The organism is Methylophaga sp. F-2 (genome assembly GCF_056859315.1).
In genome coordinates this window covers 82,582-101,135 of sequence record NZ_JBSXOF010000019.1, presented here as the reverse complement: position 1 = coordinate 101,135, position 18,554 = coordinate 82,582, and the positions used below count along the sequence as shown (strand labels likewise).

Genomic DNA, 18,554 nt, shown 5'->3' with positions numbered 1-18,554 from the left:
ATAATTTTAGTTAACCCAACATCTGGCATTCTGGAACAGTCTGGCCCATGGACCGTCCTTGCCCCAGTCATCTGGATGCCACGAGTGCTGAACCGTGCGAGTCACTCGCTCAGGATGAGGCATCATAATGGTCACCCTACCATCATCTGTTGTCAGAGCAGTCACACCACCTACTGAACCATTCGGATTCATTGGATAACTTTCTGTTGCCTGACCATAATGATCGACATAACGCATGGCGACGATTGCCTGCTGTTCTGAACCTGTCTCACTGTAATCCACACGGCCTTCACCATGAGCAACGGCGATTGGCATGACTGAACCAGCCATACCTTTCAGAATTACAGAAGGCGATTCAACAATTTCTACCAGAGAAAAACGTGCTTCAAACTGTTCAGATGTGTTGCGTGAGAAGCGAGGCCAGTGATCACTACCCGGAATTAGCTCCTTTAACTGCGATAACATCTGACAGCCATTACATACACCCAGTGCAAAGGTATCAGGACGATGGAAGAAATCTGTGAACTGTTGACGTGCACGATCGTTATGCAAAATAGTACTTGCCCAACCACGACCAGCACCAAGCACGTCACCATAAGAGAAACCACCACAGGCCACTAAACCAACAAAGTCAGTCAGTTCAATACGCCCTTCCAGAACATCGCTCATATGCACATCAATCGCATTAAAACCAGCATGATCAAATGAGGCAGCCATTTCTACCTGACCATTAACCCCCTGCTCACGCAGAATGGCGACTTTTGGACGATGTCCACTAACGATAAGTGAACTGGCGATATTTTCTGCTGGGTTAAATAATGGCTTGGCAAATAAGCCCGGATCATTCTCATCCAATAAAGCATCAAACTCTTGTTTAGCACAGTCTGGGTTATCACGTAATGCCTGCATTTGATAACTGGTTTCAGCCCAGAAGCGCTGTAATGTCACACGTGACTCATCAATCACCAGTTCTTTTTCAACATGAATACGAATCTGCTGCTCATCCGTCACTTTACCGATAGCAAATGACATTGAGGTCAAATTGTAATCTTTAAGAATATTCATTACGTGGTTCAAATCGGCATGAGGCACTTGAATCACCGCACCTAATTCTTCATTGAACAAGACTGACAGCGCATCCCCTAAACCATTAAGATGAATGTCCAGACCACAGTGGCCTGCAAAAGCCATTTCAGCAAGCGTGACAGCAAGGCCGCCATCACCTCTATCGTGATAAGACAATAACAATTCTTCATTCTTCAAGCGTTGAATGGCATTAAAGAAGTTTTTCAAATGTACCGCATCATCAATATCAGGCGCTGTAGTGCCGACCTGACTGAATACCTGAGCAAGTGCAGAACCACCTAAACGATTTTGATTCTGCCCCAAGTCAATATAGATCAGATCCGTGTCACCCAGATCCGTTCGTAGCTGTGGTGTAGAGGTAGCACGCGCGTCTGTTACAGGTGCAAAGGCACTAATAATCAGCGATAAAGGTGATGTTACCGCTTTGGTTTCACCTTTTTCATCCCACACCGTTTTCATCGACAATGAATCTTTGCCAACCGGAATCGCTATGCCCAGCTCAGGACACAATTCCATACCAATCGCTTTAACCGTGTCATACAGCAAGGCATCTTCACCGGGGTGACCACAAGCGGCCATCCAGTTAGCTGACAGTTTAATGTCGCCTAACTTATCAATTTTTGCCGCTGCAATATTGGTAATCGCTTCACCTACTGCAATCCGACCTGATGCAGCCGCATTAATCAGAGCAATTGGCGCACGCTCGCCCATCGACATGGCTTCACCTAACACATCGTGATGATCAGCCAATGTCACAGCGCAATCAGCGACAGGGACTTGCCACGGGCCGACCATCTGGTCACGTGCAACCAGACCAGTGACGCTTCTGTCACCAATGGTAATCAAGAAACTCTTACTGGCTACAGTAGGTAGTTTAAGTACACGCTCCAATGCGTCACGGGCAGATACACCGTCAAGATCAAGCTCAGGATAGCTTTGTTTAACATGCTTCACTTCACGCAGCATTTTGGGTGGTTTACCCAATAAAAGTGATAACGGCATATCAATCGGTGATGTTTCATTATCAGCATCACCGAGTAATAAATGTTCTTCTTCTGTCGTTTCACCTACCACGGCCCACGGGCAACGTTCACGCTCACAGATCGCTTTGAATTCATCAATACGATCAGGGTGAACGCCAAGCACATAACGCTCCTGAGATTCATTACACCAGATTTCCATCGGTGACATACTGGGTTCATCATTTGGGATAACACGCAGTTCAAAACGGCCACCACGACCACTGTCATCGACGAGTTCAGGGAAAGCATTGGACAGACCACCTGCACCGACATCGTGAATCGCAATGATCGGGTTTTGTTCACCCAGCGCCACACAGCGGTCAATGACTTCCTGACAACGGCGTTCCATTTCAGGGTTGCCACGCTGTACAGAAGCAAAGTCGAGCCCTTCATCACTGGCACCAGAATTGACGGATGAAGCCGCACTGCCGCCCAGACCGATTAACATGGCTGGACCACCCAGTACAATTAATTGTACGCCCGGATCCATAATGCCTTTTTCAACATGCTGTGGACGGATAGAGCCCATTCCACCGGCCACCATAATCGGTTTATGGTACCCACGTACTTCAAAACCATTATCCGTCGGCACCTGCACTTCATAAGTACGGAAGTAACCGCACAGATTGGGACGACCAAACTCATTATTAAATGCGGCCCCACCCAAAGGACCATCGATCATGATTTCACGGGCAGAGGCCATACGAGCCGGTTTACCGTAAGGTGTTTCCCAGGGTTGTTCAAAGCCAGGAATTTCCAGATTGGAAACAGAAAACCCGGTTAAGCCTGCTTTCGGTTTTGAACCACGTCCTGTTGCACCTTCATCACGAATCTCACCACCTGCACCAGTGGATGCTCCAGGGAATGGAGAGATGGCCGTAGGATGGTTATGTGTTTCCACTTTCATCAGGATGTGCTGAACTTCACCTTCATAATGATAATGGCCAGTCGCCATATCCACCTGAAAACGGTGACTTCTTGGGCCTTCAATTACAGAGGAGTTGTCACTGTAGGCTTTCACAACCCCTTCCGGATGAAGGTCATGGGTGTTGCGGATCATATTGAATAAGGTATGAGGCTGTGTCTCGCCATCAATGATCCAGTCAGCACGGAAAATTTTATGACGACAATGCTCTGAGTTCGCCTGAGCAAACATCATTAATTCAATATCGTTGGGATTACGGTCTAATAAGGTGAAATTTTCAAAAAGATAATCAATTTCGTCTTCGGCTAAAGCCAGGCCCATTTGCTGATTAGCCAGTACTAATGCCTCGCGACCACCGTTTAGAATATCGACACTGACTAATGACCGTGACTCGCCATGCATAAATAAACGATCGGTTTCATCCACGCTTTCAAATACCGTTTCGATCATACGGTCATGTAAGAAGCTAGCAACGCGATTTTTCTGGTGTTGACTGAGTGTTTCAGAGGATTCAACAAAAAAAGCAACGCCCCGCTCAACACGTTCAACATTTTTCACACCACTGTTAATGGTGATATCGGTGGCTTTGCTTGACCAAGGTGAAATAGTGCCGGGTCTTGGTGTCACCAGGAAAAAGCTTTCATTGTCTTTTGCTTCGCTTTCGCGCGCTTCTGCTTCAAGCAGTGTTTCAAGAATCTGATGCTCCGCCGAAGGCAAAATACATTCATCATCAATTTCAATAAAATAACGAAACTCAGTTCTAACAGCCGTGACAACAGGCACTTCAGCCTGAATGCTGTTTAGTAATTTCTCCAGACGGAAAGCAGAAAAAGCCGGGCGGCCAATCAATTGCAGCATGCGGATCCCAATTCAAGATAAACTAAAGCGATAATGATACTTTATGTAAGGTTTAACGCCCAAATAAAATCCGCTGGAAATCATAATGAGTGTAGCTGTTCACAATCGACCGGGCCCAATTCGTCAATTAATGGCGATGGTATACGACTTCTTACTTTTACTATCCGCCTTATTATTCGCCGCTATTATTCCAGTTGCGCTAAATGGTGGTGAAGCCATTACACCGGGCAATGTGTTTTTTTTATTATATTTACTGTCAGTGTGTTTTTTATTCTATGGCTGGTTCTGGACTCATGGAGGACAAACCCTCGGTATGCGAGCATGGAAAATAAAACTTATTAGCTTAACTACACCGTCAATCTCTTGGAAACAGACAGCCATACGTTTTAGTTTAGGCGTTATATCCTGGCTCTGTTTGGGCTTGGGATTCTGGTGGCAGTGGCTAAGTAAAGATAAACAAAGCTGGTATAACCAAGTAGCAAAAACCTCTCTTATTTTTGTCAAAGAATAAGCCGAACAACATAAAGTTGTTTTACCATGGCTTTTTTTTGTATTCATGCCTAGAATTGGGTTCAACACAGCTTAAGGAACAAGGCTGATGACATGGATAAGCATCAGAATCCTCATCACTTTATTGTTTCTGGTATCGCAAGATCTACCAGCTCAAAATGTTATTGCCAACGTTCAGGTTGAGACCAAGCAACTAAGCAAAACCACTGCTCGTTCGATCTTTGCCATGCGAGTTCATCAATGGCCTGATGGCACACCAATCAAAGTCTTCGTTCTTCAAGATCAGAACCCTACGCATAATGAGTTTTGTAAGTCTATATTGGGCATGTTTCCATACCAGCTCAGACGAATTTGGGACCGGCAGGTTTTTTCTGGAACAGGCGCTGCTCCCGTAGTCGTTAACTCCGAACAGGAAATGCTTAATGCTGTTGCCAGTACGGAAGGGGCAATTGGCTATATCAGTTTGGACAACGCTGATACACACGAAGGTATTCAAATGATTAAGGTGGACTTATGAGGGTAATACTACTATCCATCTTTCTCAGCATTTCGACAGCTGCGGTTGCCGATGATGATACACCTTGGTTTGAACGGATCGTGTTACACGGTTTTGCATCTCAAGGTTACATACATACAACTGACAATCATTTTTTTGGTCCGAGTGATGATGGTAGTTTTGAATTCACTGAAGTTGGTATCAATGGCAGCTTGAGTCTCAATCCCAAACTCAGGCTATCTGCCCAACTATTGTCCAGACAAGCAGGTAGATTTGATAACGGCTCGCCACGACTTGATTATGGCTTAATTGATATTTCCCTGTATTCCTCTACCACCTACTCTTCTGGACTCTACATCGGCAGAATCAAAAACGAAATTGGTTTGTATAACGAAACGCGGGACGTGGCTCATACAAGAAGCGCTATATTCCTACCTCAAGTGATTTATTTCGATAAAGTCAGAAACACCATTATGGCAGCCGATGGTGTGCACTTTTATAACAACCTTGATCTAGATAGCGGTACAGTCTTTATGGAAGTAGGCACCGGCTATACCCTGGCAGATAAAAATGTTGAATATGCCTATATGGGTGATGACTGGGCAGGCTCAATCCAAAACGATAAATTGGGTATCTTCGGAAAACTCCTTTATGAGCATAATGGCGGTCAATGGATATATTCAATCACTGGGACAAGAGTCACGCTCGATTTTGATGCTGGTGCGAGTGACCGCGTACCCTTTCCTTTCGGTCCGGGAATGAATTCAGGCGAAATTGAAATCGATTATACCGTCCTCTCAGGTCAATATAACGGTGAGAAATGGCAGTTTACCAGTGAAGTTGCCTTTGAAAATGTTGATTATATTGATATCGGTGGTCCCGTATCACAGATGAATATTAATTCAATTGGTTATTACTTACAGGCAAATTACAATTTTACGCCTGCATGGCAAGCCTTCATCCGTTATGAAGAATTCCAGCTAAATAAACATGACTGGAACGGAAAAAAAGCAGCTAGACAAAACCGCATCAATAGTCAGCAACTGGCTGCAAATGGGATCAATCGAGCCCCCGTTCCAGCACATGAATATTATTCAAAGAGTTGGGTGTTAGGTGGACGCTGGCATATTTCACAAAACTTAATGCTTCGGACCGAGTATCACATTGTGGAGGGTGTAGCGACACTATCACCACGGGAAAACGATGTGACAGATACTAATAAAAGGTGGGATATGTTTGCTGTATCTCTGTCATATCGGTTTTAGTGCTACAGATGAATACTAGCAACCCATTTTTAAGTATTCGATGGAAAGCTGGTTTATTTTTCAGTTCTATTTTATTGATTTTTCTGTTGATTTTTCATGTCATTATTTACTGGAACGTTCAGCAAAAATTTGTTTTTTTTCGTTCTCAGTTACAGGAGCAATATCATCAACAGCTGCTCGGACAAATCACGACCACACGAGATCAGCTACAACGACTTGCTGAGTTGCTTATTTCGCCTGATACCACGCAACAAGCAGCATCAGGAAAACACAAAGATATTTTAGAGCGTATTCAGCGTTACCGCAGTGACCTTGAACTGAACTGGGATGTCTCCCAAGTACAATTGTTTGATAGTACTGGTCGAAACCTAGGTGGATGGGGTCCGCCCACACCAAAATTCATAAAATCGATTATTACACGCACCGCAGAAACTGAACTAGCTCAGAATCAACTCAACTGCGAAGTCAGTTGCAAACAATACCTCTTATTACCTATTCTGGCGGATAGCCCGTCTAATCATGTCTTAGTGCTCGGCTATAATCTGACGCAATCATTGTTGGATTTTCGGGCACAAACGGGTGCCGATATTGCCATTATTTCTGATCAGTCCAATACACAGGAGTTACGTCAAGCTGATACATCGCTCTGGGACCGTCATCTCAATGTACTCACCTCATTCAATAGCAATATCGCTTATTTAAGATATCTAGCAAAACATTATCATTATCAAGACATTGATCACGATAAATTGATCTTACGCGATTCGAATTTACCGGTTGAATTTCAATTTGTTAAGCTCAAACAAGTGAGCAATGTAGTACTGGTGATAATCGATAATATCGCTAATCAGCAACATGAGCTTAGCAGCCTTACTTACAGGACCATTGCCTGGTCACTTATTGGCTTAATCGCCATTGGTGGCAGTCTATTCTTACTATTATCAGCGCCACTGAGGCGATTATCAGCAGTCTCCAAAGCCCTGCCTCTTCTGGCCGAGAAGAAATACCTTCAAGTCAGAAATATGCTGAATCATACATTGCCAAGACGTTACATTGATGAGCTGAATATCCTTGAACAGTCTGCCGTAGTACTTTCTGAACAACTGGAAGATCTGGAAAGCTCTGTTAACAAGCAGACAGATTCACTCAATAAGCGGACGCAAGAGCTGATACAAGAAAGGGACTTTGTCAGTAATCTGATAGACACAGCCCAGTTAATCATTATTACATTGGATAAAAATCACTGTATCTCTAGCTTCAATGAACTTGCGGCCCGCATCACCGGCTATCTAGCAAGTGACATATTAAATCAGTCATTTGAACAATGTTTTCATCCCTCTGATTGGCAGAGGGTCCATCAATCACTTCAGCAACTGTCCAATCATGGTGAAAAGATAGTTCACATGGAATCCGATATTCTCTCAACTGATGGACAGAGCCATACTATCTCTTGGATACATTCCAATTTTCGCGTGCCCACCAATAATGCTGTAATTCTCTCAGTAGGCATCGATATAACAGAAAAAAAACAAAATGAGACGGAGTTACGCTGGCTTGCAACCCATGACCCATTAACTGAACTCTATAATCGAAAAAAACTGAAGAATCAGTTTGAACACCTTCTCAAACAAGCAATTTTCAATGACCAACAGGGTATTTTGCTGGTGCTCGATTTAGATCATTTCAAAGATATCAATGACAGTTGTGGTCATAATATTGGTGACCAATTACTCAAGAATGTAGCAAGAGCCCTCACTGAGGTCAGTCGTGATAAAGATGTATTAGCGCGATTAGGCGGTGATGAATTTGCCATCATTTTGCCTGAGACTGATTTAAATACTGCTATTATTCTGTGTGAACAAATCAGTGCAAGATTACATACTCTGCACTTTGAATTTGAACAAGTTCGCTACAGCATTTCTTCCAGTATCGGCATCGTGCCTTTTCCACTCAATGAGTTCAATGTGGATCGCCTCTTAAGCAGTGCAGATTTGGCGATGTATCAAGCAAAGTCACATGGTAAAGATACATGGCGGCTATTTACCCATGACGACATGCTAGGAAAACAACTCCAGGAACGTATGCGTTGGAAACAGAAAATAGAAGATGCATTGTCAGACGACCGTTTTATACTCTATTTCCAACCTATCATGCAGATTCAAACCCAAGCGGTGAGTCATTATGAAGTGCTGCTACGCATGTTAGATGAGGATGGTGAAATACATAGTCCAGGCATGTTTATTGAAATTGCTGAACAATCAGGCTTAATCCACCGAATCGATCACTATGTATTAGAAAAAGGCATTGCCAAACTAGCGGATCTGGAACAACAAGGCATAAACATCACTTTATCATTGAACTTATCTGCCCACGCAATGCTTGATGCTGATCTTATACCGCTGCTAAAACACCTTTTAGATCAATATAATGCCAGTCCAGATCATTTATTATTTGAACTGACAGAAACGGCAGCCGTCGCTGATATTAATCAAGCACGAGTATTGATGAGTGAAATGCGTGATTTAGGTTGTCGATTCTCTATAGATGACTTCGGCTCTGGCTTTGCCTCGTTCCGTTATTTGCGAGAACTACCTGTTGATATGGTGAAAATTGATGGCATGTTTATCACCCATATCACAGAAAATAATGATGACAAGCTATTTGTGGAAGCCTTGGTTTCTGTAGCTAAAGGCATGGGAAAAAATACGGTGGCAGAGTTTGTTGAGAGTGCTGAGATTCTCGAAGTTTTGGCTGAACTTGGTGTCGATTATGCTCAGGGATATCACATTGGAAAGCCCCAGCCCACGTTACTTGATGGACCAATAACGTTCGTTCAGTGAGTCAGGCGTGTTATACCTATCAGCTTATTATTGTCGTCAAACTCAATGGAAAACAAACCATTCACGCCTCTGCCATCAACGAACTGACGAATATGTTCAGCAGGGAAACTTAATCTTTGTCCCGTTTCAGCAGTAACGATGACCGTTTTGGCCATGCCTTGATAATAACGAAGCGCTTGTTCAGGAGTAAGATGCATTCGAAAGCGTAATCGGGTCATTGCAGTTATCTTCTACACTAAATAGTCACCTAGTGCTTGTATCAGCTGTGACAACATCGCGTTTTTCGCCATCTCAGAATAAGGCTCAGCCTGCCCTATACCCCAGACCGGTTTTGGCCAAGTAGCATCCGTTTTAAAGCGAGCAATATGATGAATATGCAGTTGTTCAACCATGTTTCCCAAAGCTGCAATATTCATTTTATCGGCTGAAAATAAAACCGACATAGCCTTGCTCACAAAACTGGACTCGATCGACAAACGCTGCTGCTCTTGCTCAGTCAGCTGATAAATCTCAGCTTTATTTTCACGTTTCGGCACCAGTATCAACCATGGATAGCGCATATCGTTCATTAACAGAACTTCGCACAGTTCAAACTCGCCAATCCGGATAGTGTCTAGTTTTAATTGTGGATGAAGCTCATACATTATTATGCTGCCAGATATTTTGTGACGATTTCATAAACATCGGCGGATAAGTCTTTTTGCGCAGCAATCTCTTCCAATGACGCTTTCATTAATTCTTGACGCTCAACATCATAACGACGCCATGAATTTAACGCGCCGAGCATTCTTGCTGCAACTTGAGGATTGAGCTTATCTAACACTAATATTTGCTCTGCCAGGAATCGATAGCCTGAACCATCTTTCGCGTGAAAATGGACAGGGTTATTACGGCAAAACTGGCCAATTAACGCACGAACATTATTTGGATTTTTAATGTTAAATGCTTCATGTTTCATCAACGCTTTAACACGTAACAAGGTATCAGGGAGTTTCGATACCGCCTGCACTGATAACCATTTATCAACTACTTGACGATCATGTTTCCATTGCTCATAAAACGCACGTAATGCGTGTTCGCGTTCAGGTCCAGCCTGATCGACCATCAAACGTAAGCCGGCCAATAATTCTGTCATATTATCAGTCACTTTCATCTGACGCAGACAGCGTTGCATTTGTAGCGGATCATCGGTGGCGGCCAAATAGGATAAACATAGATTTTTAAGACTACGTGCAGCCATATCTTCTGCGTTAAACTGATATTTTTTCTTTTTACTCAGACTTTCATAACGTGCATTGAATAATGGCTTCAGTGATATGGCAATCTGTCGCTTTGCAAACTCTCTAGCCTGATGAATGCCATCTACATCAGCTACAGGCATCTGTGCAGCCAAATAGTTTTCCGTTGGCAGAGTCAACATTTTTGCTACAAGTGCCTGATCTAACTGTTCGTCATTCAAGACGGCTTCAAGCTGTGACAGCAATAATGGCGATAAGGCTAATGTATTCTGTTTTTGAATATCATCAACAATTTCCAACAACACATTAATCATTAATTGCTGACCAGCATCCCAACGATTAAAGCTGTCGGTGTCATGGCCCATTAAGAAGGCTAATTGCTTATTCGTTAAGTCATACTTGAGTTTTACCGGAGCTGAAAACCCGCGTAACACTGATGCCACAGGCTCTTCAGAAACATGGATAAACTCAAACGTCTGCTCTGTTTCTGTTAATGACAAAACACGGGTATCACCGTCATAGGGTGTTGTTTCTTCCGCTAGCTGCATTGGCATATTATTACCATCACTATCCAGTAAGCCCACAGCAACAGGAATATGGAAATTTAACTTATTCTCTTGTCCTGGTGTAGCTGGACAGGATTGGTGGAGGGTAAGGCTGAAACGTTGTTGCACAGGATCGTAGTGTGTCTTAACCGATAGCTCCGGCGTACCAGCTTGTTCATACCACCGTTTAAACTGACTTAAATCAACATTATTGGCGTCTTCAATCGCCTTAACAAAATCATCGGTGGTGACAGCTTGACCATCATGTCTATCAAAGTAAAGATCTGTTCCTTTTCTAAAACCTTCATCGCCAACCAATGTTTTAATCATACGGACGACTTCAGCGCCTTTCTCATAAATCGTCACCGTATAAAAGTTACTGATTTCAATATAGGAGTCTGGGCGAACTGGATGTGCCATTGGGCCAGCATCTTCAGCAAACTGCATGCTGCGTAGGCCATTCACATCATCAATGCGCTGTACAGCAGCTGAGTTCAAATCAGCACTAAAACTCTGATCGCGCATCACAGTAAAGCCTTCTTTCAGACTTAACTGAAACCAATCCCGACAAGTAACACGATTGCCAGACCAATTATGGAAATATTCGTGGGCAACAATGCTTTGGATGGTATAAAAGTCATCATCGGTCGCTGTTTCGGGTGTGGCTAATACACAGGCAGCATTGAAGATATTCAAGCCTTTGTTTTCCATAGCCCCCATATTGAAGTCGTTAACAGCCACAATCATGAATACATCTAGATCATATTCACGGCCATAGACCTCTTCATCCCATTTCATTGATTGTTTTAACGAGACTAATGCATGGTCACATTTATGTTTATTCTCAGGATCAACGTAGATACGTAATGTGACATCGCGACCATTCATCGTTGTGAAGTGATCTTGCTGACAATATAAGTCACCAGCAACCAGCGCGAATAAATAACTCGGCTTGGGATGAGGATCATGCCAGCGCACCCAATGTCGACCATCATTAAACTGGCCCTGTTCTTCCAGGTTACCGTTCGATAACATCACCGGCCACTGTTTTGCATCGGCAACAATCGTCACCGTAAATACCGTCATTACATCAGGACGATCAGGGTAATAGGTAATGCGTCTAAAACCTTCTGCCTCACATTGAGTACACAATAAACGTCCCGAATGATATAAGCCTTCCAGGGCCGTGTTCTGATCGGGATGTATCTCGGTAATAATTTCTAATTCAAACTGTTCAGGCACATCTGCAATAGTCAGTGACTTGCTGTTGACCTCATACCCACTATCAGAAAGTAACTTTCCATCCAATTTGATACTAATCAAATCCAGTGACTCACCATCGAGCACACACTCACCAGCAGATGATTCCGGGTTAAGCCGCATTTTTAACGTGCTGATAACCCTTGTTTTTGATTTATCCAAATCAAAATGAAGTAATGCCTCATCCACCAGATAACGAGGTACCTGATAGTTGGCTAATAAGGTCATTTTTGGTGACTGTTCCACGTTAGAAAGATCCATCATATTTCTCTATTAAAAGTCGTCTAGTGTTTTTACAGACCAGACTTCGTAGGCTGGGGTTTCATAAGGATGTGCAGAAATTAAGGCTTGCAATATAGGCTTTATCTTTTGGCTGGGACAAACGGTTTCTATCCGGAACTCAGGTACATATTCCACCTGACCATGTTGGCCGATATAAGGTTGGCTTCCAGCTAGAGGACGAAACTGCCCCATTCCTTGCGATTCCCAGCAACAGGAATCATAACCATCATATTGTCCGGCTCCCGCAGCAAAAATTGCCTGTTTAACCACTTCTTTGTGAGATTCAGGGACAAAAAAAACCAGTTTTAATAATGTGTCCGCCATCAATTATCGAATACGCCATTTCTGTGCGAGACCATTGCCAAGCTCACTGTATACTGAACGGCCATCAGGGCTAAAAGCCAGTGCTTGAATTACCACACCCGGTTTTAACGCATCTTTACGTGGTGTTAACCAACAGCCCAAGGCTTGACCATTTTGTGCTCGCCAGACACAAATTTCACGATTTGGGTGACCCGTAGCAACATATTTACCATCAGGTGAATAAGCTATCGCCGTGGTCGTCGTTTTAAAAACTGGGAAGTCACCCCATATACCATCTACATCCACTGGTGATGTGGTCAACACAGCGACTTGCTTACCACTTTTTACACTCCAGATACGAGTTTGAGCATTACCTGCAGAACTGATGACATTGCCACCTCTCGGGTCAAACGAGACAAAACTCACATCATTCTTATGTTGCCAGATGCGTAATTGCTGACCAGTTTCCAGATTCCACATTCTTGCTGTGTGATCATCACCACCTGTAAGTCCATATTTACCATTGGGTGAAATATCCACTGTATTAATAAGCTGGTCAATCGGTGAGTTTACGGCTTTACCATCGTGTTTAAAAATTTGCACCACACGATTTCTGATGACATCAAAATAAACGGCGGTTCTGTCCTGCAAAGCCAAAAGCAGATGATCACCTCTGGGCGATAAAGCAATGTCTTTAATAGTGACAGGAAACTCAAGCCGAATCATCGGCTCACCGTTTTCCATATTCCATAACACAATGACTTTAGACTCTACGGTGGCAGCGACTTTACTGTCATCAGAAAAAGCCACATCCGTGGTAGTACCGCTATCGTTTGGCGTATTTTGCCAAGTGTATTTCACCTTATTCGTTTCAAGGTCCCAAAGCTTGGCCGGTAAATCAATGTCTCCCACCAGAACATAACGACCATCTGGAGAGAAACTCGACGCATAACTGCCATTTTCACTGTGCTTCCAGGATTCTGTCGGTGTTCTTTCTTCTGTACAGGCTGACACTGAAAGCACTAACAGTGCAGCACTGAGGGTTCGTATTACATTCTGAGTAAAAAAAGACATCGGCATCAGGAACGAGGAAGGGTCACACCAGACTGGCCTTGATATTTACCACCGCGGTCGGCATACGATGTTTCACACACTTCATCAGATTCGAAAAATAACATCTGCGCCACACCTTCATTAGCATAAATCTTGGCAGGCAATGGGGTTGTGTTAGAAAACTCTAATGTTACCTGCCCTTCCCACTCTGGTTCCAGCGGGGTGACATTCACAATGATGCCGCAGCGTGCATAAGTAGATTTACCCAAACATACGGTCAAAACATTACGCGGAATTTTGAAGGTTTCAACGGTTCTGGCCAGGGCAAATGAATTCGGTGGAATGATACAAACATCAGATGTCACATCCACAAAACTGCTTTCGTCAAAGTTTTTAGGATCAACAATCGCTGAGTTGATATTGGTGAAAATTTTAAACTCGTTTGAACAACGAACATCATAACCATAGCTGGAGGTGCCATAAGAGATAATACGGTTATCATCACGATATCGAACCTGGCCTGGCTCAAAAGGCGAAATCATTCCCTGCTCCGCCATACGACGGATCCATTTATCTGACTTAATCATAGTTGCTTGGTTATACCTTTATAAATGTCCAATCATAAGCCTATTAAAACATATCTTAAACAGGCTTTATCGTGTCTTAGCTAAACATTAGTCATTTTTAATCACAATGTTTGGAAACGCTGCTGAGTAATCTTTGCCCTGCATGGCCAGTCTGGCACCAACGCGACGAGCAATCTGTCGATACGCCATTGAAATCTCAGCGTCAGGTTCGGTCACCACACTGGGTTTACCCGAGTCAGCATCTTCACGGATTCGAATATCCAAAGGTAAACTGCCAAGTAAATTAAGATGGTACTGTTCGGCCATACGCTGACCGCCACCGTCACCAAAAATGTGTTCTTCATGGCCACACTGACTACAGATATGGGTGCTCATATTTTCAACAATGCCCAGTACCGGTACTTTGACCTTTTCAAACATCTTGTATGCTTTACGAGCATCCAGCAAAGAAATGTCTTGTGGCGTCGTTACAATAACGGCACCACTGACAGGGACTTTTTGCGACAAGGTTAATTGAATATCACCTGTGCCCGGTGGCAGATCGATAATCAGGTAGTCCAGATCTTTCCAGTTTGTCTCGCCCAATAATTGTTGCAGGGCTTGAGTGACCATCGGCCCACGCCAGATCATCGGTTCTTCTTCATCAATGAGGAAACCAATCGACATGGTTTGAATACCGTAACTTTCGACGGGATTCATCGACTTGCCATCGGGAGATTCAGGACGGCGATTGGCACCCAGCATTCGAGGTTGGCTTGGTCCGTAAATATCGGCATCCAGCACACCGACGCTTGCGCCTTCTGCAGCGAGTGCCAGAGCGAGATTGGCTGACGTGGTTGATTTACCGACGCCACCTTTACCAGAGCCAACAGCAATGATGTTTTTAATATTATCCAGTGCCTGGACGCCCTGCTGAACTTTATGTTTGATAATTTCGCTTGAAACGACAACACTGACATTGTCTGCTCCTGCTTGTTGTAAAGCAGATGTTAATGCTGTGTTGAGTTGTTCAACATAGCCTTTGACCGGATAACGCAGAACGACAGAAACAGTTTGTTTACCTGCATTCTCTGCCACCATAATCGCTGGGTTCGTCTCTCCGAGTTTTATTTCGGTCGAGGGGTCCTGAAAGTCGTTAATAATCTGCTTTATCTGAGCATTATCTAACATGGAGCACTCCTGTCTATTTCATGCGTTCGCCTGAAGACACGCATCTATTCTATTTTTATTGGCATGCCAGACGCTAAATCTGAAGGTTTGGCTAAAACGGCTATCTAAAAAAAACGCCATCTTTAAGACGGCGTTTAATATCAATCTAATCTGGGGCCACGTAGTTCATTTTGCAAGGGCCAATCACGATAATTAAATACCTGTCCCTGCTGACGTACACGGGCAATCTCATTCAAATCCAAATCGGCATAGACCCACTGTGCAGTATCCGCAGAACCTTCAGCCAGAATACCATTATCTGGGAAGCCATAATCTACGGGGGTGTAGATGCTGGCACGTCCTGTATTCACATCGACGGCTTCTGACCACAATGCTTCACCAAATGTCGGTGATTGTAATAAATAACACTGGTTTTCAAGCGCTCGTGCCTGGCAACCGATTCTGACACGATAAAAACCCGCTTGAGTGTCAGTACAGCTCGGCACCAGTACTACATCAGCGCCAGCCTGAACTTGCTGATGCGCGATTAACGGAAATTCACTGTCATAACAAATATTGATAGCAAGGCGACCAATATCTGTATCGATAACTTTAATGTCTTGTCCGGCATGAATTAACCATTGTTCATTTTCAAACCGTGTCATGATGAGTTTATCCTGATAGTCAATAAGACCATCAACACCATACAGATTAGCGCGGTTACGGAAGCTACCATCAGACTGCAGTACCGGGAAAGAACTGGCCAATATCATCACATCAAACTGCTTGGCTAACTGAGCATAAAGCGCCTCATAATCGGCATAGACTTCTTGCATCGAATGCAGTTGTTTTCCCAAATCTTTATAAACCGACTCACCAAAAAGGGAAGCCAGTTCCATACTGCCATACTCAGGGAAAACCAGTAACTTAGCCCCATTGTTAGCTGCCTGGCTTACCCATTGTGTTAATTTATCTTCAAATTCAAACCATTGCGCGAAAAAGCCAATATCATATTGGGCAACTGCCGCTTTTACTTTGCTCATTCATGTTCCAGAGAATTAGGTATAACGTCGCTTGAGTGTTAAAAGCCAGACGCTAAAGAGATTTAAATTTTTTTCATCCAGAAAGTCATTGGCTTAGGCGATTCAATTGTCTCGCCAACTTCTTTCCAGCTGAATGTGGTATTGAGTTCAGGGTGTTTTTCATAACCGCGTTTACGCCAGAAATTATCTAATGGCTGATAGTCAGCGGGTCGCTGTGGATGATCCTCTGGACGTTGAACACCACAAAAACAGCTGTATTCAAATCCACCGACTTCATGCGCATGGGCTTCCCTTTCATCAAAAAACGCAACACCGGCACCTTGTCCACGGTACTGAGACAGTAATACCGATTCACCACAATAAAAGATCTTATCGATATCATAACCAGCAGCGATAAATGGGGCTTTGACTTCGTCTGTTTCGTATTTGAGTGGAATGCCAGTAGACGCACCAACAACATGCTCAGCGTCAAAGGCCAATACAATGACGCTGTCAGGCGCTTCGATATATGTCTTAAGATATTTTTCTTCGTAAGTCAGATCCCCATCATAAAGATAAGGGAAGTCACGAAAAACACGAATCCGGAGCTCGGCGAGCTCCGGAATGTATTGATTGAGTTTATCGCCAGACAGTCTTTCCAGTCTTAACATCGCACACCTCTTAGCCTGCGACTTGGGCGATCCAGTCTTCTAAGTTGTAGTAGTTAGTAATACGAGCGACTTTACCATCACGAATCACAAAGAATGCACCTGCTGGTAAACGATATGTTTGACCTGCGGCTTCTGGTAAACCTTCATCAGTTGACAAGTATTCACCTAATACAGTGAATTCAACCGCAGCACGGTCACCAGCATCATTGGTTGTGATCGAAATATCAACGATATTTTCTTTATAGTGAGCATTCATACGATCCATGAATTTTTTGAATGCTTCTTTACCGATTTCGCGACCACCTTGGTTTACATCATGAATGACATCGTCTGTCAGCATATTAAGAAATGCATCCATGTCGCCGCGGTTAAATGCATTGTAGTAGTCTTCCAACAGTTTTACTGTAGCTTGATTCATGATGAAAAAATCCCAAAGATTAGAAAAAGGCCGAATTTTATCTGTTTCAAGGAATGAGGAAAAGACTTAATTTGTTAATTGCCTCATATCCTTAGCCTATAAACAGGCTTTCTGATTCATTCGTTTTTTGAGTCGCGCACAAGCCCTATTAATTAATGACGATTTCTTTGCACGATACCCATCAATTTATAGGTCAGCAAAGAAGCAGAAAAATCATAGGCATGGAAACCCTCAATAGGGGCAAATTCCATAATGTCAAAACCAATGATTTCGCGCTGTTTTGCAACCGACTCAAATAAGTTGAGTGTCTGATACCAATCAAGGCCACCAGGCACTGGTGTGCCAGTTGATGGAAAAACGGAAGGGTCCATGCCATCGATATCCAGTGTAAAAAACACTTTTTGTGGAAAATCGTCAGGTAGCTCAATTGATTGAATGCGGTTGGGCACTAACTCGTCGGCATCCTGATATAACACGCCAAATTCTTCGCGGAAGGCCATTTCTTCTTCACAGTAAGCGCGAATACCCAGCTGATAAAGTGGAATCCCCATATCCACAGCACGTTTCATCACTGAGGCATGGCTCAGAAAGTCACCTTCGTAGGCCTGACGTAAATCGGCATGTGCATCAATCTGCACAATGCCAAAATCCTCTATACCAGCATCACGCAAGCCTTTTATTACGCCATAAGTGACTGTATGTTCACCACCCAGTACAACTGGCATTCCACCGCTCTTTACGATATCAGCTGTTGCTTTAGCGATATTGTCGATGACTTGTTGTGGCGCAACACTACAATCCACCGGCTCACAAGTATAAATTCCCTCGTCGCAGGGTTTGCTCTTGCCATCCCATTCTTCTAACTGCCATGACGCTTGTAAAATAGCATTAGGCCCCAAAGCTGTACCGCCACCGTAAGACACACTTTTTTCATACGGTACTGGCAAAACATGAAATAGTGCTTGTTCGGGTTCTGGCTGTTCAATTTCTGAACCGAGAAAAATTGGATAATCTTCCATTTGCA

16 protein-coding genes are annotated in these 18,554 nt (G+C 43.6%); 4 read left to right on the top strand and 12 right to left on the bottom strand.

What is annotated here, in order from left to right:
* Positions 1-6 precede the first annotated feature (6 nt).
* On the bottom strand, positions 7-3,891 hold the full coding sequence (gene purL, locus AC13DA_RS09765) for a phosphoribosylformylglycinamidine synthase (RefSeq protein ID WP_284450917.1): 3,885 nt from the start codon (positions 3,889-3,891) through the stop codon (positions 7-9).
* An 85-nt stretch (positions 3,892-3,976) separates the two neighbouring features.
* On the opposite strand from purL, the gene AC13DA_RS09760 reads away from it, so the two are divergent.
* From AC13DA_RS09760 to AC13DA_RS09745, 4 genes are all read left to right on the top strand, one after another.
* Positions 3,977-4,402 carry an RDD family protein gene (locus AC13DA_RS09760; protein WP_284450916.1) on the top strand — a complete coding sequence of 142 codons (426 nt, stop codon included), beginning with the start codon at positions 3,977-3,979 and terminating at the stop codon, positions 4,400-4,402.
* 87 nt (positions 4,403-4,489) lie between these two features.
* A complete protein-coding gene (locus AC13DA_RS09755; protein WP_284450915.1) occupies positions 4,490-4,918 on the top strand; it encodes a substrate-binding domain-containing protein in 429 nt (142 codons plus the stop codon).
* Positions 4,915-6,162: a hypothetical protein gene (locus tag AC13DA_RS09750; protein WP_007144845.1), complete on the top strand. Its 1,248-nt coding sequence runs from the start codon at positions 4,915-4,917 to the stop codon at positions 6,160-6,162. The genes AC13DA_RS09755 and AC13DA_RS09750 overlap by 4 nt, the downstream gene beginning before the upstream one ends.
* A gap of 8 nt (positions 6,163-6,170) precedes the next feature.
* The gene (locus AC13DA_RS09745) at positions 6,171-9,002 is read left to right on the top strand and encodes a bifunctional diguanylate cyclase/phosphodiesterase (RefSeq protein ID WP_284450914.1); all 2,832 of its coding nucleotides are present in this window, start codon (positions 6,171-6,173) and stop codon (positions 9,000-9,002) included.
* Here AC13DA_RS09745 and AC13DA_RS09740 read toward each other — a convergent pair.
* The 11 genes from AC13DA_RS09740 to speB form a co-directional block, all read right to left on the bottom strand.
* On the bottom strand, positions 8,996-9,220 hold the full coding sequence (locus tag AC13DA_RS09740; protein WP_284450913.1) for a DUF2835 domain-containing protein: 225 nt from the start codon (positions 9,218-9,220) through the stop codon (positions 8,996-8,998). The genes AC13DA_RS09745 and AC13DA_RS09740 overlap by 7 nt on opposite strands.
* A gap of 12 nt (positions 9,221-9,232) precedes the next feature.
* Positions 9,233-9,646, bottom strand: a complete 414-nt coding sequence (locus tag AC13DA_RS09735) for an HIT domain-containing protein (RefSeq protein WP_284450912.1) — start codon at positions 9,644-9,646, stop codon at positions 9,233-9,235.
* Positions 9,647-9,648: 2 nt separating this feature from the next.
* A complete protein-coding gene (pepN, locus tag AC13DA_RS09730) occupies positions 9,649-12,306 on the bottom strand; it encodes an aminopeptidase N (protein ID WP_482945910.1) in 2,658 nt (885 codons plus the stop codon).
* Between the two features lie 12 nt (positions 12,307-12,318).
* On the bottom strand, positions 12,319-12,651 hold the full coding sequence (locus AC13DA_RS09725) for a YqfO family protein (RefSeq protein ID WP_284451641.1): 333 nt from the start codon (positions 12,649-12,651) through the stop codon (positions 12,319-12,321).
* 3 nt (positions 12,652-12,654) lie between these two features.
* Complete coding sequence (locus tag AC13DA_RS09720; RefSeq protein WP_284451640.1) at positions 12,655-13,704, bottom strand: WD40 repeat domain-containing protein; 1,050 nt, start codon at positions 13,702-13,704, stop codon at positions 12,655-12,657.
* 5 nt (positions 13,705-13,709) lie between these two features.
* A complete protein-coding gene (dcd, locus tag AC13DA_RS09715; protein WP_007144838.1) occupies positions 13,710-14,270 on the bottom strand; it encodes a dCTP deaminase in 561 nt (186 codons plus the stop codon).
* Positions 14,271-14,357: 87 nt separating this feature from the next.
* Positions 14,358-15,440, bottom strand: coding sequence for an iron-sulfur cluster carrier protein ApbC (gene apbC, locus AC13DA_RS09710; RefSeq protein ID WP_284451639.1), 1,083 nt, complete (start codon positions 15,438-15,440; stop codon positions 14,358-14,360).
* Between the two features lie 140 nt (positions 15,441-15,580).
* Positions 15,581-16,462 carry a carbon-nitrogen hydrolase family protein gene (locus AC13DA_RS09705; RefSeq protein WP_284451638.1) on the bottom strand — a complete coding sequence of 294 codons (882 nt, stop codon included), beginning with the start codon at positions 16,460-16,462 and terminating at the stop codon, positions 15,581-15,583.
* 62 nt (positions 16,463-16,524) lie between these two features.
* Complete coding sequence (locus tag AC13DA_RS09700; RefSeq protein WP_284451637.1) at positions 16,525-17,112, bottom strand: GNAT family N-acetyltransferase; 588 nt, start codon at positions 17,110-17,112, stop codon at positions 16,525-16,527.
* A 10-nt stretch (positions 17,113-17,122) separates the two neighbouring features.
* Positions 17,123-17,530, bottom strand: coding sequence for a ketosteroid isomerase-related protein (locus AC13DA_RS09695; protein WP_007144834.1), 408 nt, complete (start codon positions 17,528-17,530; stop codon positions 17,123-17,125).
* Positions 17,531-17,682: 152 nt separating this feature from the next.
* A complete protein-coding gene (speB, locus tag AC13DA_RS09690) occupies positions 17,683-18,549 on the bottom strand; it encodes an agmatinase (protein ID WP_284451636.1) in 867 nt (288 codons plus the stop codon).
* Between the last annotated feature and the right edge of the window lie 5 nt (positions 18,550-18,554).

Coding starts and splice junctions, on each gene's coding strand:
- AC13DA_RS09705 (WP_284451638.1), bottom strand. CDS start 16,462: ATGAGCAAAGTAAAAGCGGCAGTTGCCCAATATGATATTGGCTTTTTC.
- purL (WP_284450917.1), bottom strand. CDS start 3,891: ATGCTGCAATTGATTGGCCGCCCGGCTTTTTCTGCTTTCCGTCTGGAG.
- AC13DA_RS09760 (WP_284450916.1), top strand. CDS start 3,977: ATGAGTGTAGCTGTTCACAATCGACCGGGCCCAATTCGTCAATTAATG.
- speB (WP_284451636.1), bottom strand. CDS start 18,549: ATGGAAGATTATCCAATTTTTCTCGGTTCAGAAATTGAACAGCCAGAA.
- AC13DA_RS09735 (WP_284450912.1), bottom strand. CDS start 9,646: ATGTATGAGCTTCATCCACAATTAAAACTAGACACTATCCGGATTGGC.
- AC13DA_RS09720 (WP_284451640.1), bottom strand. CDS start 13,704: ATGTCTTTTTTTACTCAGAATGTAATACGAACCCTCAGTGCTGCACTG.
- AC13DA_RS09725 (WP_284451641.1), bottom strand. CDS start 12,651: ATGGCGGACACATTATTAAAACTGGTTTTTTTTGTCCCTGAATCTCAC.
- AC13DA_RS09745 (WP_284450914.1), top strand. CDS start 6,171: ATGAATACTAGCAACCCATTTTTAAGTATTCGATGGAAAGCTGGTTTA.
- AC13DA_RS09695 (WP_007144834.1), bottom strand. CDS start 17,530: ATGAATCAAGCTACAGTAAAACTGTTGGAAGACTACTACAATGCATTT.
- pepN (WP_482945910.1), bottom strand. CDS start 12,306: ATGGATCTTTCTAACGTGGAACAGTCACCAAAAATGACCTTATTAGCC.
- AC13DA_RS09740 (WP_284450913.1), bottom strand. CDS start 9,220: ATGACCCGATTACGCTTTCGAATGCATCTTACTCCTGAACAAGCGCTT.
- apbC (WP_284451639.1), bottom strand. CDS start 15,440: ATGTTAGATAATGCTCAGATAAAGCAGATTATTAACGACTTTCAGGAC.
- dcd (WP_007144838.1), bottom strand. CDS start 14,270: ATGATTAAGTCAGATAAATGGATCCGTCGTATGGCGGAGCAGGGAATG.
- AC13DA_RS09750 (WP_007144845.1), top strand. CDS start 4,915: ATGAGGGTAATACTACTATCCATCTTTCTCAGCATTTCGACAGCTGCG.
- AC13DA_RS09700 (WP_284451637.1), bottom strand. CDS start 17,112: ATGTTAAGACTGGAAAGACTGTCTGGCGATAAACTCAATCAATACATT.
- AC13DA_RS09755 (WP_284450915.1), top strand. CDS start 4,490: ATGACATGGATAAGCATCAGAATCCTCATCACTTTATTGTTTCTGGTA.